Raw genomic sequence first — 23,631 nt, 5'->3', positions numbered from 1 at the left:
AGCCACGGCTACCGACGATCTTCTGACACGTCCGGCTGAACAGCGGCGCATGGCTCCCTCCGTCAGTACCGCCCTGAACGGGGCGTTCTACGGAACCGAAGCTCCGACGTTCGTCCCGGTCCGCGGCCGCCGTGCCCTGATCGTCCTGTGTGGCATCTCGCTCGGTGCGCTCGTCACGCTCTGGCTCGTCCTCCGGTTCGACGTCGGCGACATCGGAACCACCGTGCTGAGCTACGTCGTCATGTTCGGCCTGATGCACGTTTTCGGATTCCTCGCGCACCTGTTCGGCCTGGCGGGCGAGACTGCCAGCGACGAGAACTGATTGCGCTCGCACGTCGGCGGACCGGTCACCTGCCGACCGCCCGAGTCACCACTCCATGCCGCCGTTGACGGCCAGCACCTGGCCGGTCATGTAACTGGATTCGGCGCTGGAGAGGAAGCGCACGATCCCGGCGATGTCCTCGACCTCGGCGAACCGGTTCAGCGGAATCCGGTCGATGATCTTCTGCTGGACGCGCTCGGGCACGTCCTCGAGCATATCGGTCTCGACGAACCCGGGGGCGACGCAGTTGGCCGTCGACCCGGTGGAGGCCAGTTCCAGCGCCAGCGTCCGGGTGAAACCAAAGAGGCCGGACTTGGTGGTCGCGTAGTTGGCCTGGCCGTAGTTGCCCTGCTGGCCCACGACCGAGGAGATGTTGATCAGCCGGCCCTGGTCGGCGGCCTTGATGTCGTCGAACAGGCAGTGCGTGCAGTTGAACACGCCCCCGAGGTTCACGTCCATCACCGTCTCCCAGTCCTCCTTGGTCATGTTCTCGAACTTCTTGTCGATGGTGATGCCCGCGTTGTTGACCAGCACGTCCACCTGCCCGAAGGTATCGTGGATCCGCTCACACATCGCTTCCACGTCGTCGTAGTCGGCCACGTCGCCCTGGACGGCGATGGCCGTCTCGCCCTCGTCCTCGATGGCGTCGACGACCTCGTGGGCCGCCGCCTCCGAAGAACGGTAGTTGACGACCACGTCCGCGCCGTGCCGACCCAGCTCTTCAGCGATACCGCGTCCGATGCCGCGTGAACTCCCAGTGACCAGGCAGGTCTGTCCGTCGAGCATACCCCACCTTCGAGCGCCGTGCCAAAAAGGATGTGCGCACGCAGCCGAAAAAATTGCCGTCGTGGGAATCAGGCGACCTGGTCGATCCAGTCCTGTGCGCGGGACGCCGAGACTTCGGCGGCCTCGGCGACCGTTGCGGCGTCGGCCGCTGCCAGGTCCGCGGTCGTCTCGATGCCGGCGGCTTCGAGTCGCTCGGCGTAGGTCGGGCCGATGCCGTTGACCGTGTCCACGCTGTCAGCGCCCTCCTCGTCGGTGAGGGTGGCCTGTTCGCCGTCCTCGCTCTCGGGCGTCTCGACTTCGATCTCGTCGTCCTCGGCCGGCGGTCCGCCGGCCTCGGGTTCCTCTCCGGCCTCGGTGGCCGCGTCGGCACCGTCGCCGATCTCGATCTCGGTGGCCGCCTCCTCGAGTTCCACGTCCTCGCTTTGCTCGTGGAACCACTCGGCGGCGCGGGGCCAGACGTCCTCGTGGGACGACCCGGAGACCGACAGGCCGATGTGGCCGGTCGGGTACTCGATGGTCTCGATGTCGTCGGCGCCGACCACGTCGTTGAACGGCTTGCTTGCCGCCGCCGGGATGAGGTGGTCGTACTCGCCCATGAGCTGGAGCAGGGGCATGTCGATGTTCTCCACGTCGACGTGTTTCCCGTCCAGGTACAGTTCGTTCTTGTAGAGTTTGTTCTCCTGGTAGATGTCGCCCAGGAACTGCTCGTAGGCCGCACCGGCGAGGTCGATCCCCTCGTCCAGCCACCGCTCCATCCGGGCGAAGTTCTCGACGAAGTCCTCGTTCTCGAGGTTGTCGTACAGCCGGACGTACTTCGAGACGAAGTTGTCGACGGGGTCCATCAGGGCGAACCCGACGTCGAGCATCCCCGCGGGGACGTTCCCGAACGCCGAGGTCACGTCCTCGGGGTCGTAGTACTCGTCGCTCCCCCACTCTTCGAGGACGCCGCCCGTGTCGTCGAAGTAGAGGCCGGCGGCCATCAGGGCCATCGCGTTGACCTTCTCGGGGTGGAGCGCGGCGTACATCGCCGTCATGGTCCCGCCCATGCAGTACCCGAGGACGTTGATCTGCTCGTTGCCCGTCCGCTCCGCGACCTCCTCGACGCAGTTGTGGATGTACCGGTTGACGTAATCGTCGAGCGTGAGGTACTGGTCCATCCGGGACGGTTCGTTCCAGTCGATGAGGTACACGTCGTGGCCCGCCTCCAGCAGGCGGCGTACGACCGACCGCTCGGCCTGGAGGTCGAGGATGTACGGCTTGTTGATCAGCGCGTACACGATGAGGATCGGCACGTCACACTGCTCCTCCTCGGGCACCTCGATGCCGGCGTCCTCGGGCTTGTAGTGGAGCAGCTCCAGCTTGTTCTCGGTGTAGACGACTTCGCTGGGGGTCTCGCCGACCTCGATCTTCGCCAGCGGGCCAGCCCGTTCGGGGGCGACGCTGGCCTTCTCCAGCCCGTCGGCCATCGCCTCGAACCCCTCGCGCTGGGCGTCCAGTGCGTTCGCGAACGGGTTGATCATAGTTCCTCGAGGATCTCGTCGAGCTTCTGCTCGACGGCGTGCTGGCGGCGTTCCAGTTCGACGAGTCGCTCGCCGACCTCCATCACGTCGTCACGGGTGGGCAGGCCCAGCTGCTGGATCGTGTCCTGGGTGACCTCGTCGGCCTCTTCCTGCATATCCATCATCGCCTCGACCAGTTGGCCGTTGGCGGCGGCAAAGGCGGAGGTGCCCATGACTTCCTTGAAGGCCTCGTTGGCCGACTGGAGCCAGATGTCACGCATCTCGGAGGGCTCGACGTCCTCGCCCTGGGCCGCGTCGGTCGTGCGCTCGAACATCTTCTCGGAGGCGTCCATCCAGACCTCGTAGGCGCGGTTGTACCCCTCGAAGCCCTCGGCGACTTCGTCTTCCTCGGGCATCGAGCCCTCGACGGCCTCTGCCCAGGACTCCATGAAGGCCGCCTGGGCCTTCATGTTCTGCTCCATCGAGTCCGCGACCGCGTCGTTCATCTCCTCTACCATCTCGTTCCAGTCGTCCATCGGGTCGTTGGTTGTATCGCTCATGGTGTATGGTTTGTAGCCGGCAACAAAAATCGGGTTGGTCGTTCGCGCCGGTCAGGCCTCGAGGGATTCCTGGGCCTGCTCCTGGACTTCCTGGACCTGGTCCTGCACCTGCTCGACCTGATCCTGCATCTGTTCGAGCTGGTCTTCGACCTGTTCGGCGGCCTCGATGGACTGGCCTTCGAGGTCCTCGTGGGCCTCCAGGACCATCTCGATCTGCTCGTCCATCGCGTCGAGGTAGTCCGTGGTCAGCTCGTCGTAGGCGTCGAGCCCGTCACGGGTCTCCTCTTCGATGTTCTCGAACAGTTCGGCGTGGTTCTCGAGCAGGAACTCGAACTGCTCGTCGACGGCCTCGCGGACCTCTTCGACGGAGCCGGCCGCCCCGGGCACGGTGCTCTCCATCGCGTCGAGGTAGCTGTGGAAGGCAGTCTTCGAGAGTTCGACGGTGCGGCGCTGGGCCGACTCCTGGCTGCCCAGGCTGTCGACGAAGGCCTCGCTGACCGTCTGCTGGAACTCGACGCCCTGCTCGACGGCGTTCTGTCCCTGCTTGATTGCCTGGCGCTGCATCTCGAATGTCGTGGTGATGGGGGTCGTGTATTCTGCCATAGTGGGTTCACTCCTGGGAACGCTTGCGCTTGACCGGCACGACGACAGTCTGGACGATATCACCCTCCTCGATGTCGAGCGCCTCGCGCTCGGCGTCGGGAATGCTGATGCGTCCGCCGCTCTGGACGCGGGTCTTGAACGTCGCCATCTGACTCATCGCGCCCAGCTGGGGGACGCCAACGCCCGACGTGCTGGCACCGAGCAGCTGCTGGATAAATTCCTGTTGCTGCTCCATCGCCTGCTCGCTGGCCTGCTGGAACCCCTTCATCATCGCGGGGGGCCACATGGACCCGTCCTGACTGTCGTGTTGCTCGGTCATCCCTTCACCCCTCTCTACTCCACTCGACACCATAAGGGTTATGATTCTCACCACTCATTACCATCTATTGGTAGCAAATGGTAGAAACTGAGCCCACGGGGGCCGGCCGGCGGCCCTCACCGACCACGACGAGCGCGCGCGATCCGTACAGAGCGGCCTCTAGAGGCCGTTCTGGAGCGGACGAATCATGTGAACCACCACGCTTTAATACAGCCACTTCCAACAACTGGTGCCAATGAGCTCCAACCCGAACCGGAGCGCGTTGCTGGATACGTGGACGGAGACCTCGTCGCACGTTTTCAACAGCGTCCTCGAGGCGAACAGAGCGGCGTTCGCGGCCTTCGGTGTCAACTCCGACGACGACACCAACGAGGACCCGACGCTGCCGCCGCGAGAGCGGATCGAACCCGACGAAGACCTCCCCGAGTGGACCATCGAACGGACCGAAGACGACCGAACAAAGCTCGGCGTCGGGGACCGTATCGAGTTCACCAAGACCATTTCCGAGGACGACGTGACTTCGTTCGCGGCCGCCAGCGGTGACACGAACCCGCTGCATCTGGACGACGAGTACGCATCCGAGACCCGGTTCCGGGGCCGGATCGCCCACGGGACGCTCGTCGGCGGCCTCATCAGCGCCGCCCTCGCCCGCGTGCCCGGACTGGTCGTCTATCTCTCGCAGGATCTGGAATTCCACAACCCGGTCCGCATCGGTGACCGGCTCACCGCCGAGATCGAGATCGTCGAGGACCTGGGCAACGACCAGTTCCGGCTGACCACGCAGGTCAAGCAGGGCGACGAAGTCGTCATCGACGGCGAAGCCGTCATCCTGGTCGACGAACAGCCCGAATAAACTCCAGCACGCGCGCTCCACATTCTGCCCGCACTGCGGCGGGAACACATTCTCGCCATCTCTCCGGTTGGTTTAATGACATTTGGTCCTGGCGGCCGAAACATTTCCAGTCGCTGGCCGTTCGCCCGACTCGTTTACCAGTGTTCGTGAAACGGTCGACGAGCTAGCTCGCCAGAAATTCGGCCAGCACGCGATTGAACGTGGCCGGGCGTTCCCGTGGCGGCCAGTGGCCACAGTCTTCGAGGACGTGCAGGCGGCTGTCGGGGAGCCGGTCGTGGGCGCGTTCGGACCACGTCGTCGGCAGGAGGGTGTCGTCGTCGCCGTGGACCAGTAGCGTCGGGATGCCCAGTTCGGAGAGCTCGTCCACGTAGCAAGTTCGGAACCCGCAGGCGCGGAATTCACTGCGCTGCCAGCTCCGGAGGGTGCGGCCACAGGCGTCGTCCTGCAGGACCTCGTGGATCTCCGTGACGAACTCCTCTGAGGCCTGGGTCATGTACCCGCGGAGCGTGTCCCGGACCGTCCCCTCGTTGACGCCCATCGTGTTCCAGACGAACTGATCGACGACCGGCATCCGGAGCGCCATCGACGCCATCGGTCGCCAGCCGGCGTCGGCTCCCAGCCCGTAACTGTCGACCAGCGCCAAGCGCTCGACCGCCGCCTCCAGTGCGTAGCCCAGCGCGATGGCACCGCCCATCGAGATCCCGGCGACGCTGGGCCGGTCGAGATCGAGTTCCTCGACCAGCCCCGCGAGTACGTCGACGTAGTAGTCGGTCGTGTACCGGATGTTCGGCTTGTCGCTGGCCCCGTGGCCCGGCAGGTCCGGGGCGATCACGCGGTGGTCCTCGGCCAGGTGTGGGATCGCGTGTTTCCAGGAGATGTGTTTCGCGTCGAGACCGACGCCGTGTAACAACACCAGCGGTTCTCCCTCGCCCGTGTCTCTGTACCGGACGGTCGTGGTCGTTTCCCGTCCCGACCCGTCTTCGGCCGTCACCTCGACCGCTCGTTGCCCGCCGGTTCCGGCGTCACTGCTCGAACTCGCCATTCACCCGTACCTCGGAGCGACAGACCTTGTGTCTTCGGAATCTTACGACGTGTCGATCCGTCGGTTTCGCGGCCACGAGCCGGTGAGGTTCGTCTCGGCGAGTCCGACGACGAGCAGGCTCCCGCCGGCGAACGCGAGGGCCGCCACCTGCCCGGCCGGCGACAGGCCGAACGTCCCGAGTCCGAGCACGGTCACGCCCAGGAACCCGATCAGGATGCAGACTGTGAGGGCCGTCGCCCGTAGCCAGCCGTCTCCGTGCCCGACCGCGGCTCTGACCGTGACGTGGCCGGCCAGGACCGCCGCGCCGAGCAGGCCAACCAGCGACCCGGCGGCGTACCCGGCTGCCAGCGTCGCACCGCCGACGCTCCGACGGCCAAGCGCCGCCCGACCGTTCGGCCCCGCCGCGCCGACGACGACCCACGCGAGAATCGTCCCGAACGAGGCCATCACGCCCGCGACGCCCGGGTTCTCGCCGGCCGCCGTCAGCATCGCGACCGCCCCGAGACTCGACAGCAGCGGTCCGACTGCCACCGCTAACCAGTCGGCCGCCAACCCCTCGCCGTCGTCCAGCCGCTGGGTCACCGCGATCCAGGCGACGAGCAACCCCGCGCTGACGGCCATGCCCGCGATGATCGCGACGCCCAGCACGCCGCCGTCGGTCCCCGGCGCGGCCGCCGCGGCCCGGCCGACGACTGCGCCGCTCCCGAGCGCGCCGACGCCCAATCCGACCGACGCGACCCGCCACGCGTCGCTCATGCCTGGGTTGTATGCCCGGACGGCCCGCGTTCGCGCCCGATACCCCCCGTTCCAGCTCCGCCCGAACCCATGTTATCGTATAGCATACCAACAGGTAGTTGCGCCGTGGTACCGGCATGAATCACTGGTTCTTCGCGAAGGGCCCGACTCGTCGTTCACTGCGCTCCCTCGGACGGATCGAGCGAGTCCGGTCGTTTCAACCTTCCGGACAGACAGGTTACTTTTCGACGGACAGCAGCGCCACGCGCTCGCCGACCAGCGCCGCCAGGCCGGCGTCGGTGGCCGCGAGTTCCCGGTCGGACACGCCGAAGAAGTCCCGAACGCGCTCCTCATCGTACGCACTGAGGGTTTCGGCCGGTTCCAGCAGGTCCGTCACCGCCGCGGCCGCCTCCCCCTCGTTCGCGCTCTCGGTCACACCGTGGACGAGGACCGCGACCGGGCACTCCCCCTCGGCGACCCCCATTTCGAGTGCCTGCGAGATCTGTCGTCGGCCCGCCGCGTACAGCAGGATCTCGACGGCGTGGTCGTCGGCGATGGCCTCCCCCTGTGCCCGGGCCCGGTCGGCACACGCGACCGCGCGTTCGAGGTGGTCGCGGCCGACGACGTACCGGGCGTCGAACGCCTGGACCGCACAGCCGTGTTCGTCGCCGATCTCGCCCAGTGTTGCGACGAACGCGTCGACATCCTCGACCGTCGCCGTGCCCTCGATCACCTCCATCAGAAATCACCCAGGCTGGACTGATCTTCGGGGTCGTCGGCCGTCCCACTCCCGCCGTCACCGCCGCCCGTGGTGGTCGTCTCGATGCCGTCGATGTCTGCCGGTTCGACCTCCGCCATCGATGGATCTTCGCGGCCGGCGTTCTCCAGGACGTTCTCCGCGGTCTTCTCCCGGCCCCGGAGTGCCCCGAGGACGACCGCTTTCTCGGCCTCCCGCAGGTCTGCCCGGGTCCGGATGCCGGCCTCGTAGAGCCGCCGTGCGCGTTTCCGCCCGACCCCGCGCACGCTCGCCAGATCGACGAGTTCGCTCTTCACGCCGTGTTCGACCCGGGTGCGCGCTTCCCGGATCGCCGGCACGCAGTCCATGCCGAGTTCGCCCGCCAGCGACTCCGCGGCCCCCAGCAACCACTGGGTGGTCTCGACCTTCCCGCGGATGTCCCCCGGGCCGACGCCGTAGCGGTCGGTGATCTCGTTCTCGTCGATCTCGCTGGCCCAGTCTTCGAGCAGGCGGGCGGTCTTCAGCGCCGACAGCCAGTCCTCGAAGCGGTCGTCCTCGTACTCGCTGGGCATCGGGCCCAGAAACTCCGTCTCGCGCTCGTAGGCCAGTTGCGTGAACTCCTCCTCGTCGCCGCTCCGGAGGTACAGTTCGTACATGTCCGGCGTGCGCGCGACGAGATGGTAGAGACCGAGCGCCGACGGCGGCTCCCGGGGGCCGTCGTCGTCGCCGTGGTCGGCCGCGAGTTCGCTCGCCCGGGTGAAGCCCGCGGGTTCCTCGGCTTCGGCCTCGTCGCCCGCCGTCTCGGCCCGCTCCCTCCCGGCGCTCGTCCCGCCCGCCCGCTCCCAGTCGCGCAGGCCGTCGATGATCTCGGCGGCGCTCATCGGGTCGAGATAGAGCCGCGAGACCGTGTGACCGAGGCCGGTGGCCTGTAACTGGTCGCCGTCTCTGGTAAGAAAGTCGTTCACCTCCAGATAGTCGAGCATCCGGTCGGTGACCCGTTCCAGTTCGTTCCGGTCGGCGTTCTGTGTGGCGTGGAGCGTCCGTTCGAGAAACTCCAGCAGTCCCTCGCGGGAACTGGCGAAGCCGGAGGCCACAGTCGCGAGCAGGTGGGTCCGGAGCGCGGGTTCGGCGGCGAGTTTCGACTGCACCGGCTCGGGATCGGCCCAGACGTACCGCTCGAACAGTTCGTCCAGTTCGTCGTGGCTGTTGGCCAGCAGGACGGCCTCACCGTAGGGGTCGAGGCCGGGTCGTCCGGCCCGCCCCATCATCTGGTGGACCTCGAGCACCGAGAGCGGGGCCATCCCGCCGGTCGACCCGTCGTAGCGCCGCCAGTCCCGGACGACGACCCGCCGGGAGGGCGTGTTGACCCCCGCCGCCAGCGTCGGCGTCGCACAGACGACCTTCAACAGACGGTCGCGAAAGGCGTCCTCGATCAGCGAGCGGTGGTCGCTGGCGAGCCCGGCGTGGTGAAACGCCGCGCCCCCCTCGACGGCGTCGGCCAGGTCGTCGCTCGTTTCGGTGTCGCTCACGTCCCGGATCTCGGCGGCGATCTCGGCGAGCGCCTCGCGCTCGTCGGCATCGAGGAACTCTCGCGTCGTCGAGGCGAGTCGGCGGGCCGCGGCCTCGGCGTTCCGGCGGGAGTTGACGAACACCAGCGTCGACCCGTCGTCGGCCAGCGTGTCCCGGACGATGGCGGCCGTCTCGCTCTCGCCGTTGCGGACTTCGAGGCGTTGCTGGCTGCCGTCTTCGAGGTGGAGCGCCTGCCCGTAGTGGACGCCCTTCTGGAGTTCGATGGGTCGCCAGTTCGAGTCGACCAGTTCGGCGTCGAGCCAGTCGGCCAGTTCGTCGGCGTTGCCGATGGTCGCCGACAGCGCGACGGTCTGGAGGCCGGCGTTCAACTGCCGGAGTTTCGCGAGGGTGACCTCCAGGGTGGGCCCGCGCTGGCCGTCGTCCACGAGGTGGACCTCGTCGGCGACGACACAGGACAGGTCTTCGATCCAGGCGGCGTCGTTGCGCACCAGCGAGTCGACCTTCTCGCTTGTCGCGACGATGACGTCCTTGTCGGCGAGCCAGCCGCCGTCGGAATCGTAGTTACCCGTCGAGACGCCCACCTCGACGCCGTACCGCTCGAACTGCTCGAACTCCTCGGCCTTCTCGCTGGCCAGCGCCCGGAGGGGAACGATGTAGAGCGCTTTGCCGCCGTCGGACAGTGGGCCCGACGAGGCCCCACTCGCGTCACTCCCGGGACCGCTCTCCTCGCCTGCGACCGCCGACAGCATCGCCAGCTCGGCGACCAGCGTCTTCCCGCTAGCGGTCGGTACGCTGGCGACGAGGTTCGCGCCCTCGGTGACGCCCGCCTCGACGGCCTCGGCCTGGGGCGGGTACAGCGCCTCGATGCCCTCGTCCTGCAGGTGTCCTGACAGCCAGTCGGGGACCCCCGGAATCGCCGAAACGTCCATTACCCGTCCGTTGCGCGTCACCGGGTTTAAATTGTCGTCCTCGGTCGACGGGAACTGGGCGTTCGCCCGTATCGAGTGCTTACCTGCCCCGTGGTTTCATGCCCGTGGACGCGTAGGTTTCCCTATGGATTCCCTGAAGGTCGACGTGCGGAAGCTCCACCTGTTCAACGGGCTGGCCAAAGAAGGGGCCGAAACCGTCGCCGACCACCTCCAGCAGATGAGCGGTCTCGAGACCACCGCGTCGGTCTCGAAGTTGAACTTCCTCGACTTCGGCGACGTGGGCACCCACCTGCGCACCGAGTCCGAGACCGATTCACACGTCGGCATCTACACCGAACTCGAAGACCCACCTCACGGCTACCTGCTCTTTCTGGTCTCCCGCGGTGAGTCGAAGCGGCTGACAAACGCCATGCTCGGGCAGGGAGCCGAGGCCGAAGCCGACGGCAGCGGCTTCTCGGACATGCAGAAGTCGGCGATCCAGGAGGTCGGCAACATCATGACCTCCGCGTTCATCGACGGCTGGGCGAACGTGCTGGGCACGACCATCGCCCACTCGCCGCCCCACTTCGCCTACGGCGACAGCGAGACGATGCTCGACGAGATCGCCGACTGGCCCGACACCGACATCGTGTTCGTCATCGACTCGGAGATCACCGCCGCCGACGTGGACTTCTCGCTGACCTGCTACACCTTCCCCGAACTGGAACCGCTCGTCGACCTGATCCACGACATCGACGTCGACTCGATCGACGACGCCGCGACCGCGCCCTCCGACTTCTCCGAACTCGTCTAGGCTGTCGTCGTCGGCCGTTCCCGCGCCGTCTCGTCCGCCAGCCGCGCGACTCGCACGTGGAGGGGCGGGTGCGCCGCGAAGGGACCGGGCGTCGTCAGCAGCACTCGCTGGACGGCCAACTCCTCCAGCGCCGACGCCAGCGCCGGGCCGAGCCCCTGCCCGGCAGCGTAGGCGTCGGCCGCGTACTCGGTGCGCCGCACGACGGCGAACGCGCCGACCGCACCCGCGGCCGCCAGCCAGCAGTGGGCGACGACCGTGACCGAGGGGAGGACATCGACGCGGACTGCGTTCCTGTCAATAAAAAACGTTGGCTGCTGCGTCCCCGTGCGCCGTCAGGACTGTCGTTGTTGCAGAAACGCAAGCGAGAGGCCGAGCGAAGTGCCGCCAGCGAGGCCCGTGAGCGCCATCGTGGTAAATCCCTGCGGTGCGACGACCTCGAACACCGCGTGGGTCACGACCCAGATGAGCAGGATACCGAGCCAGCTGACCAGCGGCAATCCGCCCGTGGAATCGAACATACACATCGATTCGTGTTGGCGGAGTACCGTCTTGTGGTGCGGGATCGTCGCCAGCCGATTCTGGTGGCGCTCTATTCTCGCCGTCGTCACACTCAAGCCCGCGTCGGCCGAACGCTTGGCCATGCGCGTCGAATTCGACCGCGACACCTGTATCGGGATGTTCCAGTGTACCGCCGAGTGGGACGGGTTCGAGGAGGACAACGACGCCGGCAAGGCCATCCTCGTCGACGGCGAGGAAGTCGACGAGGACCTGTTCGCCCGCGAGATTCCCGACGACGCCGAACTGGACGCGAAGTTCGCCGCCCGGTCCTGTCCCGTCGACGCCATCACGGTCTACGACGACGACGGCGAACAGATCATTCCCTGAGGCAGGCCGTGCCCGACCGCCACGCGACCGCGCCCCGCCCGACGGTTCGTGCCAGGTTGTTACATACCACGAAGCTTTTAATTTTCCACGTTGAACAGCGAACCGATGTCTTCGAGACATCGGCACGTGGGCGAGGTGGAACGAGACGTTCGACTGCGCGACGCGGTACTGGGGGTCCTCTCGACGGCGACGGGGCCGGTCACGGCGGCGGAAATCAGCACGCCGCTCGCCGCGACACCCGAAGAGATCGACGAGGTACTCTCGGAGCTGGCCGACGAGGGCGAGGTGGCACGGCTCCCGGACCCCGACGGGACCGTCCAGTGGCGGACGGAGACGGCGACGGTCCAACTGACCCACGAGGCGAACTCCTATCGGGCACAGGACAGCAAGACCGGCCTCGTCACGCGCGCCGGCGACCGGCCGGACGCGCTCAGACGGCTGGCCGACCGGATCGAGCAGTACGAACGTGGCGACTCCGTCGGTGCGCAAATAGAGGGTATCACGGACGTCGTCCTGAGTCCGGAGTACATAGACGGCATCACAGAACTCGTTGAGGGGTACGTCGAACCGGCAGAGAAACACCTCTACGTGTACGTCAAGGATCAGGGGGTCCGCGAGGTCGACACACGAACGTATCTTGACCGGGATCACGAAATCCTCGGAGTGGCACTCACCGGTCAGTACACGGCAGCGGAGTTCGATTCGGTCGCCCCTGTCTCCTCGGCGGACGTCCGCGAGCGTACTCGGATCCGGGACAGCCACTTCCCGATTGGAATGTTCAAACTGGTCGTCGTCCATCCCGAATACCATAGCAACGGTATCGGCAGTGCCCTCGCTACGCATGGGATGGCATATCTGGCGGAGAACCCACCCGTCGTATCGATGCTGTGGGTTCGCGAGAACAACGCGAACATGCACCTCGTCGACCAGTATGGGGCGACCTGTTTAGCGGAGTTCGAGAACGGCATACCGACATCCGAAACCAAGTGTCCCGAATGTGGGTTCGACCAGACCTGTGAGTGTTCCGTCAGGCTGTACGGGTGGGGATTCGAGTGATGAAGTCAAGGAACACGACGGGAGTCACGCGCCTCTCGACATCGTTCTGGGTCGGCTCCGAACCCTATCGAGTCGGATAGTGACGCGTGTTCCCGACGTGGCACTGTCGACGGTGATGTCCGCATCCGAATTCAGACAGACCCACTTCACGAGCCAGAGCCCGAGCCCGGTGCTGTGGTTCAGTTGATCGATCGGACGACCGTCGAATATCTGTCTCTCCTGGTCGGTCAGTCCTGGCCCGTTGTCCGTGATCTCTAGGCGCACGTCGTCGTGGCAACTGACACTGACGCGGACCCTGGGAGTTGATTTCTCGCTGTGAACGATGGCGTTCTCGATTAGGCTTTTAATTGCGAGCGAGATAGCTTCGTCTGCGAGAACCCACGCCTGGGGAGCCGTATCGAGCTCGATCTCCGCATCTGGGAACGACTGTCGTGCCCAGTCTGCTGTGGCCTCAACCTCCTGTACGAGGTCGATCTCGTAGCTCTCCCTGTCCGTTTCGACCAGCGAGCCGATTACCCGGGCTTTCTCGGCTGTATCGATGATCGAGTCGGATGTCTGCACGATCGTCTCGGTATGATTTCTGTATTTGGGGTCCACGCAGTTCGACAGTAGTTCTCCGTGCGCCCGAATGACGTTGAGTTTGTTCCGTATATCGTGTCGGAGTACCCGTGAAAATACTTCTTTCAATAGCTCCAATTCTTCCTCGTACTGGAGCAACTCCGTTTGGTCGTTGAATACGATCACGTCGCCCGGTGAACTGTCGTCCTGAAATACCGGGAACTTGTTCACCGTCAGGTGGCGGTCTTCCCCCTGCACGGTGACTGTAACCGTTTCGTCGTGTACGTACTCCCCTTCGAGCTGTGAGAACAGCGACGGGTATTCCGCCAACACGTCTCGAAGTCGATCGCCGACCGGATCTCGCGCAACACCGAGGATCTGCCGTAACGCGGGGTTCGAGTCGGTAACGATCTTCTGATCGTCGACGATGAGGATCCCTTCATCCATCTCGTTCAGCACGGTACGTCGCGCAATCGGCATCGCTTCGAGGAGGCGATACCGGAAGAGTCCCCATCCCCAAATGGTAGTTCCGACGAGGAACCCGAGCGGTGTCGGATTGAGATAGTACCTCGGAACGGTCCGGAAGAAGAACACGATCGACGTGGCGATCGGGATGAGCCCACCCAGCAACAGGAGGAGTGTCTGTTTCCGGTACAGCTTCTCGCGCTCGACGTACACTGCCGACAAGAGGACGATGCTCGCTATCGCCAACAGGTAAGCGTGAGCTGCGTGGATATAAAAGCCGATCTCGTAGTCGGGGTTGAAGATCCCGCTCGGCGTGACCTGTGTCTCGGGTCCCCACATCAACATGTGTATCGGGTTCGTCCACGCGAGAATTTGGATGGCTGACGGGATGATCAGGAAGGGCAAAACCGTGCGTGCCGTGACCCGCTTCTGCCAGACGTACTCGACAGCGATAAAAAACCACCCGATGACCGAAATATTCACGAACAGTAGTACCAGGTTAAAGCTCGCCGTCGACAGCGAATAACTGTCGAAAAGCAGCATCAGGCCCCAAAAAACTGCCCAGCCGCCCATCCCAGTGAACGTGACGACGAACCAACGTCCACTGGGTCTGCCCCGGTGATCCCAAAACAGCCTGATCAAATAGATCGCTGGGAGGCCTGCTAACATCATTAGCGCCCCGTAGAGTTCCGGCCCCGGGAACATACACTACCCTTTGTGAACATCCTATATCAGGATTGGTACTGTTTGAAGTAATAATTCGTTCAGATGAAATTTTTCTCGACGGACGAGCCGATAGACGGAACTCGTGTTTGTCGATCGGTCGCTCGCCGTCGAACCGGGTGCGAAACGGGCGACTGTCCCGGCGCGCAGGGTCGAAACCCACAGGGAGCTCCGGCCCAAGATGCGTGTAGATGGGTCTCCAAGACGCCGTGCGCGCCGCGTTGTTGCGGTTCCCCGCGCTCCTGGCTCGGCTCGGACTGGTCGACCGCGAGAAGGGGACCGAGGCGTTCGATCTGGCCGTCCCCGTCATGGTCACCGGTGGGTTCCGCATCCTCCTGCGGATCGCGGACTTCCTGATGGTCGGCATCGCCATCGGCGACACGGCTATCGCCGCGCTCGAACTGGGGTTCCAGTACTACTTCATCGGATTCGGCCTGTCGCTGGCGCTCTCTTCGGGGACGATCAGCGTCGTCTCCCGGTTACAGGGCAGCGGCGAGTCCGGGCGGGCCGATCTGGCGGTCAAGCAGTCGCTGTGGCTCTCGCTGGCGATCTCGATCCCGCTGACGGTCCTGACGTGGGTCTTCGCCGGGCCGATGCTGGACGTGCTGACCGACGATCCCCGGACCATCGAACTCGGCGCGGTCTACCTGCGGATCGTGATGCTCTCGCTCGCCTTCCGGTTCTGGAGCATGATCGCCGCGCGGGCGCTGGCGGGCAGCGCCGACACGCGGACGCCGATGTACGTCCGCCTGTTGACCTTGCCGACGAACGTGGTCCTCAACGCCGTCCTCATCTTCGGGTGGGGTCCGTTCCCCGACCTCGGAATCGCAGGGGCGGCCTGGGGAATGGCCGCAGCCAACACGCTCGCAGCGGTGGTCTTTCTCGGCCTGCTGGCCTCCGGGCGGTACGCCGTCCGGTTGCCCCTCCGGGGTCCGCAGATCGATCTCTCGCTGTGTCGGGAGATCGTCCGCGTCGGTCTGCCACTGGCCGGCATGCGCCTGCTCCAGACGTTCGGTCGATTCCCGTTCCTGTTCGTGCTGGGCGTGCTGGGCACGCCGGTCGTCGCGGCCTACGCCATCGGCCGCCGGGTGATGTTGCTGGCGCTGATGCCTGCGTGGGGGTACGCGACGGCCGCCAGCACGCTCGTCGGGCAGTCCGTCGGCGCGGGCGAGGACGCCGACGCGACCGCCTACGGCTGGCAGACCATGCGCATCGCGCTGGTGACACAGCTGCTGTTCGGCGCGGTGCTGGTTGCCCTCGCCCGCCCCATCGCGCTGGCCTTCGGCACCGCCTACCCCGATCTGGCGGTGCAGTTCATCCGCGTCTTCGGCGTGATCGTCGCCGGCTTCTCCATCTCGCGGACGATGCGGGGGAGTCTGCGAGGTGCGGGCGACACACGCTGGCCGCTCTACGGTACGTTTGCGGGCTCGTATCTCGTCCGGTTGCCCATCGCGGCGCTGGCGTTGCCCGCGGGCTACGCGGTCTCGGTCGCCGGGTTCTCCGTCGCGCCGGGGCTGGGCTGGGGCCTGCCCGCGATCTTCGTCGCGCTGATCGCGGACTTCTACGTGAAGGCGGCGGTCAACACCGCGCGCTTCTGGACGGGGAAGTGGCAGGGGGTCGCCCGGAGTGCCGGGGTTGGAACGATGGACGACTAATACGTCGGATTTAAACCGCTGCTGGCGGAACTCACGGGTTATGAGCCAGGCAACCAAGATCGTCCTGTTGACACTCGGCTTCACGGCCGTGCTCGCCGCCGCACAGATCCTCGGCGCCGCGCTGGCGTAGATGTTCGAGACGCGTTCGCTCTCGGGAGACCTCGCGGACTGCCGCGAGGCCCACGCCCCGGACACGCTCGTATTGAATACCGAACGGGACTTCGAGACGCTCGACCCGGCCGTCGCCGAGGAACTCGGCCTGCTGGTCGACGGCCTCGACCCCGTCTCCATCCCCGACGAGTGGCTCCCAGCCGACGTGCCGGACCCGCTCGCCCAGTACGCCGGCAGTGACTTCACCGTCGGCCTGCCCGGCGACGGCGGCGTCACCTGGACCCGCCAGACCGACCCGCCAGTGGTGTTCGTCAAACCTCGACTGTCCACCTCGCCCGACCCCTTCGTGGACTTCCTGCTCGCCGAGGCACTCGTGGAGGTCGGCTGCGACCTGCCCGAGTCCTTCCTCGGCTTTTTCGGGGAGCGCTACCGCGACCTCGCGGCGGCCACGCCGCTGGACCCGGCGGGCGTCTACCAGCTGGCCGCCGCTCTCTACGTCGCGTACTGCGGCTTGCACACCCGCGAAACTTTCGCCGACTGGGAGGGGAGCCATTCCGACCTGTTCGACGCGTGGGTCGACGCTGGCGAGCGCCTCGAACCGCGACTGGGCGACCTCTCGACGGAGGTCGCGCGCGGCCAGACCGAGTTCCCGGCCGCGGCGGAACTGGCCTGTAGCGCGATCAAACACGCCGAAGACGGGCGGGTCGAGATTCCGACGCCGTTCGCCGCGCTGGATTCGAGCGCCTACGCACAGACGGGTCCCGAGTACGCCGTCGAGTGGGCGCGGAAAACGTTCGAAAAGTTGGATCGCTAACCTTTTTCAGCTGGCGCGGCACGAGCCGATATGGTCGCCGCTGTCCCTGCCCTAACGGGTCCGTTCGAGCCCACACCGAGCCTGACGTTTACGCTCGGGCTGGTGTTCCTGCTCGTCCTCGCCGTGGTGGTCGCCCTGCTGTTCGACATCCGGTCCAACACGCGCCGGACGGCCGAGGCGGTCGAACAGCTGGCCGAACAGCGCGAAACCGACGAGTCCGACCCCTGACTTAGAACTCGCTCGTGACGGTACCGTCCGCGGAGAGTTCGACCACGCCGTCGAACAGGTCGCGGTAGCCGGAAACGATGGCCTCGTCGTGGACCTCCGGCGAGAGGTGAAAGAGACCGACGGCGTCGTGTTCGGCGAGCAGGTCGAGCAGGTCCTCGATGGCCTCGCGGGTACGCTCGTCGTCGGCGTAGTAGGCCATCTCGGTGATGGAGTCGACGGTGATGCGGAGTTTGCCGTCGTGGGACTCGATCCACTCGCGGGCGTCCTCGAGGATGCCGTCGAGGTCGTCCGGCGAGGAGACGTAGTGAACGTTCTCGGAGCGCCGGCGGGTGTAGCCCCGTTCGATGGAGAGAGTGTCGAGGATCGTGGCGCGGTCCTCGTCGACCTCGTAGTACTCCAGCTTTTGCTCGACTTCGCGGGCGGTGGTGCGGGTCGAGATGATGAGCATGTGGTCGGTGTCGGTCGCGAGGAAGTCGGTGTCGATCCGGTCGGTTTCGCCGGTGCTCGGGTGCAAGAGGAGTACGCCCGTCCCCCCGGAGATGGTGTCCGGCGTGTTCTCGACGGCGAGTTCGTAGTCCATGCGGGCAACACGGAGAGGGCCGGCGTTAAATTTGCGGGTCTGGAAGCGGGTCAGAACACGCTGTCGGCGGTGGCCGCACCGACGACGCTGAAGATCGCGCCGACGGCGACGGCTCTGATCGTCGTCAGCACGACGCTGAACTGTGTCGGCGCGGACAGAATTCCGCCCTCGACGAGGAACGTGGTAGGTGCGGTCAGCGCGACGGCCAGCACCGCGACCGAGCCGTAGGCCACGCCCATCAGCGAGACGAACCGGACGGGAATCCCGGCGACTTCGGCCTCCTGGTCGGGGTCCCGGTCGTCGTCGGCCTTGTACAGTGCGCCGTAGCCGATGCCGAAGACGATGGTCACGACGGCCAGCGTGTGGACCCACGACATCTGCGAGGCCAGCACCCACACCTCCTCGGTCACGACGAACGGGCCGGCCAGCAGGAACCCCCCGACCAGCTGCTGGGCGGTGTCGGCGACCCGGTACCGGCGGCGTCGGCGTCCCATACCCCGAGGGGGACGCCCAGCCCGAAAAGCGTCTCGGGTCGCCGGGACCGAATCCGTTATGCCCGCGCCGCCGCTTCGCTCGACAATGAGCGTTCGCGAGGAGTTCGACCGGTGGGCCAGCGAGGGCCGCGACAGGGGCATGGCGGAGCGCCACTGGCACACTGCGAAACACGCGCTCGCCCGGGCCCCAGTCGAACCCGGCGACACCGTCCTCGACCTGGGCTGTGGGAGCGGCTACGCCGGCCGCGCGCTCCGGGACACCGCCGACGCCGGCCGGGTCTACGGCCTCGACGCCTCGCCCGAGATGGCGCGCAACGCCCGCTCGTACACCGACGATCCACAGGTCTCGTACCTCGTCGGCGACTTCGAGCACCTCCCCTTCGCCGACGACGCCATCGACCACTGTTTCTCCATGGAATCGTTCTACTACGCGAGCGACCCCCACGCCGCACTGGCGGAACTGGCCCGCGTCCTCCGACCTGGCGGCACGTTCTACTGCGCCGTGAACTTCTACGAGGAGAACGTCCACTCCCATCACTGGCCCGAGAAGGTCGACGTCGGGATGACTCGCTGGTCCGAACGCGAGTACCGACAGGCGTTCCGCGAGGCGGGCCTGCACGTCGCCGGCCAGGACCGCATCCCGGACCGGGAGATCACCATCCCGCCGGCCGACGAATTTCCAACCGAAGACTGGGAGTCACGGGATGCCATGGTCGAGCGCTACCGCACCTACGGCACGCTCCTGACGGTCGGGGTCGCTCCCTGACCCGCCAACCGAACCCCCTCTGTTTCACCTGCAAGTACCGACTATTGCAGTGTGATACCGCTTGCCGTGACGCAATTTTGGACAGATGATATGTTCGGCCACGAAAGGTTTAGTCGGGCCGGCCGGAAGTGGGTGTCATGGCGGTAGATCGGCGTCGGCGTCGCGTGTTGCTGGGGGCGTTCGTCGTGCTGGCGATCCTGGCCACGCTGGTCCTGTCGCAGGTACTCGCGACGGTATTTTTCGCGGTGACGGTGGCGTACGTCCTCTATCCCGTCCGCCAGATGATCCGTCACCGGGGGTGGGGGCGGCGGGTGTCGGCCGGTGTGGCGACGCTGGTGGGCTTTCTCGCGGTCGTGATCGCGGCGCTACCGATCATCGGCGCGCTGTACGCTCGTCGGCTGACGTTCGTCTCGTTCGTCCGTGAACTCCCGGCGGAGATCCCCGTCTCGGCCTTCGGCTTCGAGTTCGCGGTCGACGTGAGCGTCGTGCGCACGCGGGCCCAGTCGGTGCTGACGGACGTGGCGGTCGATCTGGCCGCGGCCGCCCCGGTCATCGCGCTGAAGGCGACGCTGTTCGTCCTGCTCGTGTACGCCCTGCTGTGGCGGCCCCACGAGATCAGGGCGACGACGTTCGAACTCGTTCCCTCCGTCTATCACGACATCGTGGAGGGCTTTCACCGCCGGGTGCGGGACACGCTGTACGCGATCTACGTCCTGCAGGCTGCGACGGCCTTTGGCACCTTCTGTATCGCCTACGGCGTCTTTGCGGCGCTGGGCTACGACTCGGTCCTCGTCCTCGCCGTGCTGGCCGGCCTCCTCCAGTTCGTCCCGATCATCGGCCCGAGCGTGCTGGTGATCCTGCTGGGAATCTATCAGGTGACGCTGGGCAACCCCAGCGGCGCGGTACTGGTCGTCGGGTTCGGACTGGTGCTGATCGGGTTCCTCCCGGACGCCCTGATTCGCCCGCGGCTGGCGTCGTACACCGCGGGGATGCCCGGGAGCCTCTACTTCGTCGGATTCGTCGGCGGCGTCCTCACCATCGGGGTCGTCGGCTTCATCGCCGGGCCGCTGGCCGTCGCCGTCCTGCTGGAAGCTGGCCAGCAACTCTCGACGGAGATGGGCGTCGAACCCGCTCCGCCGGACGATTAGGACCCGGTCTCCAGTGGCCGCCCTTCCGCCTCCCACTCCGTGAGGCTCCCCTCGTAGAACTGCAGGTTCGAGTAGCCGAGGTGGCGGAGGACGGTGTAGGTGTGGCTAATCCGCCGGGCAGTGTTACAGTAGAGGACGACCCGCTTCTCGGGCGTGACACCGCGGGATTCGAGGATCTCCTCCATCTCTCCGCGCGGTTTCAGGCCGCGCGTGTCGTCGTCGACGAGTTCCCGCCAGTCCAGTCGGACCGCACCGGGGATGTGACCCTCCTCGTACTCCCACTCCTCGCGGGTGTCGACGAGGACGGCGTCGGGATCGTCGGCGGCCGCGGCCACCGTGTCGGCGTCGACCAGCGGCGTCTCGATCTCGGCCGGGTCTGCCACCTCGTAGGTCGCCGGTTCCACGTCGGTGGTCTCGCTCGCGGTCTCGCGCTCGCGCTGCCAGGCCGAGAAGTCCCCGTCGAGCAGGTGGAGCGTCGCGGGGTCGTGGCCGTACAGTTCGGCGGTCACGAGCAGGCGCGCGGCGAAGACGCCGTGGTGGTCGTCGTAGGCGACGATGCGGTCTTCCCGGCCGATCCCGGCCTCGCCCATGAGATCGGCGAAGACCTCGCCGCCGGGGAGCATCCCGGTCTCACCACCCTCGTCCGCCGCGGCGTGTTCGCCTGCCCGGAACGAGTCGAAGGGCACGTTCACGGCACCCGGGAGGTGGCCGATGCCGTCGAACTCCCAGGCGTCTCTCACGTCGACGAGAACGACCTCGTCGCGTCGGTCGGCCACCCACGCCGCTGGAACCACAACCTCGCTCATACCCACAGATACGCGAGCGGCCGTTTCAAGCCTTCTCTCTCGCTCTCTCTCAGATAGAGGCAACACTGGCCGCAACTCTCACACACCGGCCAGCCGCCGACGTGGACGGTGGGCTGTTGGCTCCGCTGCGCGTCTCGTGATGTGTGACCACTAGTCACGGTCTGCAGGGGCGAAGAGGTAAATACTGCCGGGAGGGGGGAGGAGGGGCCGAATGTGCCGTGAGGTGCAGTACTATATGAGTCGTGGGTGTACGGGAAGATGCATATGAGCGATTACGCCAAAGACGTTCTCGTCTCTGCGGACTGGGTCGAGGACCATCTCGAGGAGTTCCAGAGCGACGATCCCGAGTATCGGCTCGCGGAGGTCGACGTGGACACGGAACTGTACGAGGACGAGGGCCACGCGCCCGGTGCCATCGGCTTCAACTGGGAGACGGATCTGCAGGACCAGCAGACCCGCGACATCCTCTCGAAGGAGGACTTCGAGGACCTGCTGGGCAGTCACGGGATCACAGAGGACTCGACGGTCGTCCTCTACGGTGACAACTCCAACTGGTTCGCCGCCTACACCTACTGGCAGTTCAAATACTACGGCCACGACGACGTGCGCCTGATGGACGGTGGCCGCGACTACTGGGTCGAGAACGACTACCCGCTCACCGACGAGGAGCCGGACTTCTCCGCGCAGGAGTACGACGCCTCCGGCCCGCGCGAGTCCATCCGTGCCTACCGCGAGGACGTGGAGAACGCCATCGACCGCGGCGTGCCCCTCGTGGACGTTCGCTCGCCCGAGGAGTTCTCCGGCGAGATCCTCGCGCCCCCGGGCCTGCAGGAGACCGCCCAGCGTGGCGGCCACATCCCCGGTGCCCAGAACATCTCCTGGGCCGCCGTCACCAACGACGACGGCACCTTCAAGGACGCCGACGAGATCGAGGAACTCTACGCCGAGGAAGGCATCGACGGCGAGGGGACGACCGTCGCCTACTGCCGCATCGGCGAGCGCTCCTCGGTCGCGTGGTTCGCGCTCCACGAACTGCTCGGTTACGAGGACACCATCAACTACGACGGGTCCTGGACCGAGTGGGGCAATCTGGTCGGCGCGCCCATCGAAACGGGCGAGGCCGAGTGACGCAGGAACGAGGCCTCGGAGCGGAGCGGGAAGCGGATGCGACCCGCGGAGAAAGGCGAGGCCGAGTGAGCAGAGGGAACTCGGCCTCGAAGCGGAACGGCGAGCAAAGCGAGCCGTGAAGCAGGGCGAGGCCGAGTGACGCGAGACTCGACCGAACCGAGAGTCCCGATACGGCCGAGCGGGGAGCGGATGCGACCCGCGAGGCGGGACAGTTCCGTTTTTTTGGCCGGTTTCACAGGAGCACGGCGATCCCGAGGCCGACGGCGGCGACGACGCCGAGGACGGCGGTGACGAGTTTGCCGAGCTGTCGCGTCCCGATGACCCACGCCAGGCCGGCTTTGACGAGCGTGTTCGCGGAGGCGGCGATGACGATGCCCGTCGTGGCGACCCCGGGTCCGACCGCCCCCTCGGCGGCGAGTTTGCTCAGCGTGAGCGTCATCGCGTCCACGTCTGCCAGTCCGGAGACGAACGCCGTCGCGTAGATGCCCGACGCGCCGAGCCAGGCGTTCGCGTAGTCAGAGAGGAGCAAGACGGCACCGAACAGTGCGCCGAAAAAGAGCGCAGTCCGCAACTGGAACGGGTTCTCGATCTCGGCGTCGACGGTCGTGTCGACGGCCGAGCGCCAGTAGACGACGACGGCGACGACCGCACCGACGGCGGTCATCGCTCCCAGCGGGATAGCGACGTACGGCAGGAGCGTGGGGTTGACGACCGCGACCTCGACGAGCGCGCGCGGGAACATCACGACCGCGGCGACGACCGTCGAGAACGCACACAGCTGGTAGAGGCTGGGCGACTCCCGGGTCTGTTCGGCCATCGAGACCGTCGTCGCCGTCGAGGAGACGAACCCGCCGAGAATACCGGTGAGCGCGATGCCGCGCTCGGTCCCGACGACCCGACTCAACACGTAGGCGACGAAACTCAGGCCGGTGACGAACACGACCATCAGCCAGACGAAGCGAGGGTTGAGACCGTACAGGACGTCCAACTCCCGGTCGGGCAGGACCGGCAGGACGACGAACACGACGAGGACGAACTTCACCACGGCGCGCTGTTCGTCGTCGTCGATGCGGTCCGCGAACCGGTGGAGGGACCCCTTCACCGAGAGCAGTGCCGTGACGATTCCGCCGACGACGATGGTGACGACGGCACCCCGTCCGGAGTGTGTCGCCAGCGCGCCAAGCAAGACCGTCAGCAACGCCGCCGTCAGCGTGGTGAGACCAACGTCTCCCTCGACCCACACCTTGGCCCCGTAAGCGACGGTCAGGGGTACGGCGATGACGGCGATCGCGACCGGGAGCGCATCCGGATAGAACGCGCCGACCAGCGCCCCGTACAGCGCGAACAGGGGGAAAGTGCGACTGCCGGCGAAGGTCCCGCCCGACTCGCTTTGCTCGCGCTCCAGGCCGATCAGGGCCCCCACGCCGAAGGCGATTCCCAGCCGGAAGACGAGCGTCGGCAGCGATTCGACGGGTGGCAGGGCCATCTCTCGCAAGTCTACTCCCGA

The 23,631-nt window shown here is 66.3% G+C and carries 27 protein-coding genes; 11 read left to right on the top strand and 16 right to left on the bottom strand.

What is annotated here, in order from left to right; translation table 11 throughout:
• The first annotated feature begins 49 nt into the window (after positions 1-49).
• Positions 50-322, top strand: a complete 273-nt coding sequence (locus tag MU521_RS08185; RefSeq protein WP_092690396.1) for a hypothetical protein — start codon at positions 50-52, stop codon at positions 320-322.
• A 45-nt stretch (positions 323-367) separates the two neighbouring features.
• Here MU521_RS08185 and fabG read toward each other — a convergent pair whose 3' ends face one another.
• The 5 genes from fabG to MU521_RS08160 form a co-directional block, all read right to left on the bottom strand.
• Complete coding sequence (gene fabG / locus MU521_RS08180; protein WP_092690399.1) at positions 368-1,108, bottom strand: 3-oxoacyl-[acyl-carrier-protein] reductase; 741 nt, start codon at positions 1,106-1,108, stop codon at positions 368-370.
• A 68-nt stretch (positions 1,109-1,176) separates the two neighbouring features.
• Positions 1,177-2,628: a class III poly(R)-hydroxyalkanoic acid synthase subunit PhaC gene (phaC, locus tag MU521_RS08175; RefSeq protein ID WP_092690401.1), complete on the bottom strand. Its 1,452-nt coding sequence runs from the start codon at positions 2,626-2,628 to the stop codon at positions 1,177-1,179.
• The gene (locus MU521_RS08170) at positions 2,625-3,167 is read right to left on the bottom strand and encodes a poly(R)-hydroxyalkanoic acid synthase subunit PhaE (RefSeq protein ID WP_092690403.1); all 543 of its coding nucleotides are present in this window, start codon (positions 3,165-3,167) and stop codon (positions 2,625-2,627) included. Before MU521_RS08170 ends, phaC begins: the two co-directional genes overlap by 4 nt.
• 51 nt (positions 3,168-3,218) lie before the next feature.
• Complete coding sequence (locus tag MU521_RS08165) at positions 3,219-3,770, bottom strand: hypothetical protein (protein WP_092690405.1); 552 nt, start codon at positions 3,768-3,770, stop codon at positions 3,219-3,221.
• A 7-nt stretch (positions 3,771-3,777) separates the two neighbouring features.
• Positions 3,778-4,089: an AbrB/MazE/SpoVT family DNA-binding domain-containing protein gene (locus tag MU521_RS08160; protein ID WP_092690408.1), complete on the bottom strand. Its 312-nt coding sequence runs from the start codon at positions 4,087-4,089 to the stop codon at positions 3,778-3,780.
• Between the two features lie 235 nt (positions 4,090-4,324).
• Between MU521_RS08160 and MU521_RS08155 the strand changes: the two genes are divergently transcribed.
• Positions 4,325-4,942, top strand: a complete 618-nt coding sequence (locus MU521_RS08155; RefSeq protein ID WP_092690411.1) for a MaoC family dehydratase — start codon at positions 4,325-4,327, stop codon at positions 4,940-4,942.
• Positions 4,943-5,105: 163 nt separating this feature from the next.
• Here the strand turns inward: MU521_RS08155 and MU521_RS08150 are convergent, their stop codons facing one another.
• From MU521_RS08150 to MU521_RS08135, 4 genes are all read right to left on the bottom strand, one after another.
• Positions 5,106-5,984: an alpha/beta fold hydrolase gene (locus tag MU521_RS08150; RefSeq protein ID WP_092690414.1), complete on the bottom strand. Its 879-nt coding sequence runs from the start codon at positions 5,982-5,984 to the stop codon at positions 5,106-5,108.
• A 42-nt stretch (positions 5,985-6,026) separates the two neighbouring features.
• Complete coding sequence (locus MU521_RS08145; RefSeq protein ID WP_092690417.1) at positions 6,027-6,740, bottom strand: hypothetical protein; 714 nt, start codon at positions 6,738-6,740, stop codon at positions 6,027-6,029.
• A gap of 217 nt (positions 6,741-6,957) precedes the next feature.
• Complete coding sequence (gene cgi121, locus MU521_RS08140) at positions 6,958-7,458, bottom strand: KEOPS complex subunit Cgi121 (RefSeq protein WP_092690420.1); 501 nt, start codon at positions 7,456-7,458, stop codon at positions 6,958-6,960.
• A complete protein-coding gene (locus MU521_RS08135) occupies positions 7,458-9,914 on the bottom strand; it encodes an ATP-dependent DNA helicase (protein ID WP_092690423.1) in 2,457 nt (818 codons plus the stop codon). The genes cgi121 and MU521_RS08135 overlap by 1 nt, the downstream gene beginning before the upstream one ends.
• Before the next feature lie 124 nt (positions 9,915-10,038).
• Here MU521_RS08135 and MU521_RS08130 point away from each other — a divergent pair, with 124 nt between their 5' ends.
• On the top strand, positions 10,039-10,707 hold the full coding sequence (locus tag MU521_RS08130) for a chemotaxis protein CheC (RefSeq protein ID WP_092690426.1): 669 nt from the start codon (positions 10,039-10,041) through the stop codon (positions 10,705-10,707).
• On the opposite strand, the gene MU521_RS08125 is transcribed toward MU521_RS08130, so the two are convergent.
• Positions 10,704-10,907, bottom strand: coding sequence for a M48 family metalloprotease (locus MU521_RS08125; RefSeq protein WP_092690429.1), 204 nt, complete (start codon positions 10,905-10,907; stop codon positions 10,704-10,706). The two genes, MU521_RS08130 and MU521_RS08125, sit on opposite strands and share 4 nt — an antisense overlap.
• 132 nt (positions 10,908-11,039) lie before the next feature.
• The gene (locus MU521_RS08120; protein ID WP_092690431.1) at positions 11,040-11,348 is read right to left on the bottom strand and encodes a hypothetical protein; all 309 of its coding nucleotides are present in this window, start codon (positions 11,346-11,348) and stop codon (positions 11,040-11,042) included.
• Here MU521_RS08120 and MU521_RS08115 point away from each other — a divergent pair.
• Together MU521_RS08115 and MU521_RS08110 are read left to right on the top strand one after the other, a co-directional pair.
• Entirely contained in the window at positions 11,347-11,592 is a 246-nt protein-coding gene (locus tag MU521_RS08115; protein WP_092690434.1) for a ferredoxin, read from the top strand. The genes MU521_RS08120 and MU521_RS08115 overlap by 2 nt on opposite strands.
• 105 nt (positions 11,593-11,697) lie before the next feature.
• Positions 11,698-12,648 carry a GNAT family N-acetyltransferase gene (locus MU521_RS08110; protein ID WP_092690436.1) on the top strand — a complete coding sequence of 317 codons (951 nt, stop codon included), beginning with the start codon at positions 11,698-11,700 and terminating at the stop codon, positions 12,646-12,648.
• A gap of 24 nt (positions 12,649-12,672) precedes the next feature.
• On the opposite strand, the gene MU521_RS08105 is transcribed toward MU521_RS08110, so the two are convergent.
• Positions 12,673-14,376, bottom strand: coding sequence for a histidine kinase N-terminal 7TM domain-containing protein (locus MU521_RS08105; RefSeq protein ID WP_092690439.1), 1,704 nt, complete (start codon positions 14,374-14,376; stop codon positions 12,673-12,675).
• Between the two features lie 209 nt (positions 14,377-14,585).
• On the opposite strand from MU521_RS08105, the gene MU521_RS08100 reads away from it, so the two are divergent.
• The 3 genes from MU521_RS08100 (at position 14,586) to MU521_RS08090 (ending at position 17,202) form a co-directional block, all read left to right on the top strand.
• Positions 14,586-16,049 carry an MATE family efflux transporter gene (locus MU521_RS08100; protein WP_092690441.1) on the top strand — a complete coding sequence of 488 codons (1,464 nt, stop codon included), beginning with the start codon at positions 14,586-14,588 and terminating at the stop codon, positions 16,047-16,049.
• A 130-nt stretch (positions 16,050-16,179) separates the two neighbouring features.
• The gene (locus MU521_RS08095; protein ID WP_092690443.1) at positions 16,180-16,974 is read left to right on the top strand and encodes a DUF7089 family protein; all 795 of its coding nucleotides are present in this window, start codon (positions 16,180-16,182) and stop codon (positions 16,972-16,974) included.
• Between the two features lie 30 nt (positions 16,975-17,004).
• Entirely contained in the window at positions 17,005-17,202 is a 198-nt protein-coding gene (locus tag MU521_RS08090) for a hypothetical protein (RefSeq protein WP_092690446.1), read from the top strand.
• 1 nt (position 17,203) lies between these two features.
• Here MU521_RS08090 and MU521_RS08085 read toward each other — a convergent pair whose 3' ends face one another.
• Entirely contained in the window at positions 17,204-17,782 is a 579-nt protein-coding gene (locus MU521_RS08085; protein WP_092690449.1) for a DUF7090 family protein, read from the bottom strand.
• A 50-nt stretch (positions 17,783-17,832) separates the two neighbouring features.
• On the bottom strand, positions 17,833-18,276 hold the full coding sequence (locus MU521_RS08080) for a DUF2391 family protein (RefSeq protein WP_092690452.1): 444 nt from the start codon (positions 18,274-18,276) through the stop codon (positions 17,833-17,835).
• An 85-nt stretch (positions 18,277-18,361) separates the two neighbouring features.
• On the opposite strand from MU521_RS08080, the gene MU521_RS08075 reads away from it, so the two are divergent.
• Entirely contained in the window at positions 18,362-19,042 is a 681-nt protein-coding gene (locus MU521_RS08075; protein WP_092690454.1) for a class I SAM-dependent methyltransferase, read from the top strand.
• Positions 19,043-19,179: 137 nt separating this feature from the next.
• Entirely contained in the window at positions 19,180-20,190 is a 1,011-nt protein-coding gene (locus tag MU521_RS08070; RefSeq protein WP_092690456.1) for an AI-2E family transporter, read from the top strand.
• On the opposite strand, the gene MU521_RS08065 is transcribed toward MU521_RS08070, so the two are convergent.
• Complete coding sequence (locus MU521_RS08065; protein ID WP_092690459.1) at positions 20,187-20,996, bottom strand: sulfurtransferase; 810 nt, start codon at positions 20,994-20,996, stop codon at positions 20,187-20,189. The genes MU521_RS08070 and MU521_RS08065 overlap by 4 nt on opposite strands.
• Before the next feature lie 264 nt (positions 20,997-21,260).
• Between MU521_RS08065 and MU521_RS08060 the strand changes: the two genes are divergently transcribed.
• A complete protein-coding gene (locus MU521_RS08060; RefSeq protein ID WP_092690462.1) occupies positions 21,261-22,124 on the top strand; it encodes a sulfurtransferase in 864 nt (287 codons plus the stop codon).
• A 232-nt stretch (positions 22,125-22,356) separates the two neighbouring features.
• On the opposite strand, the gene MU521_RS08055 is transcribed toward MU521_RS08060, so the two are convergent.
• A complete protein-coding gene (locus MU521_RS08055) occupies positions 22,357-23,610 on the bottom strand; it encodes an MgtC/SapB family protein (RefSeq protein WP_092690465.1) in 1,254 nt (417 codons plus the stop codon).
• Positions 23,611-23,631 lie beyond the last annotated feature (21 nt).

This window comes from Halorientalis regularis, assembly GCF_023698535.1.
Taxonomy (GTDB): domain Archaea; phylum Halobacteriota; class Halobacteria; order Halobacteriales; family Haloarculaceae; genus Halorientalis; species Halorientalis regularis.
The sequence above is the reverse complement of the archived record's forward strand: the minus strand, read 5'-3'. Positions and strand labels throughout refer to the sequence as shown.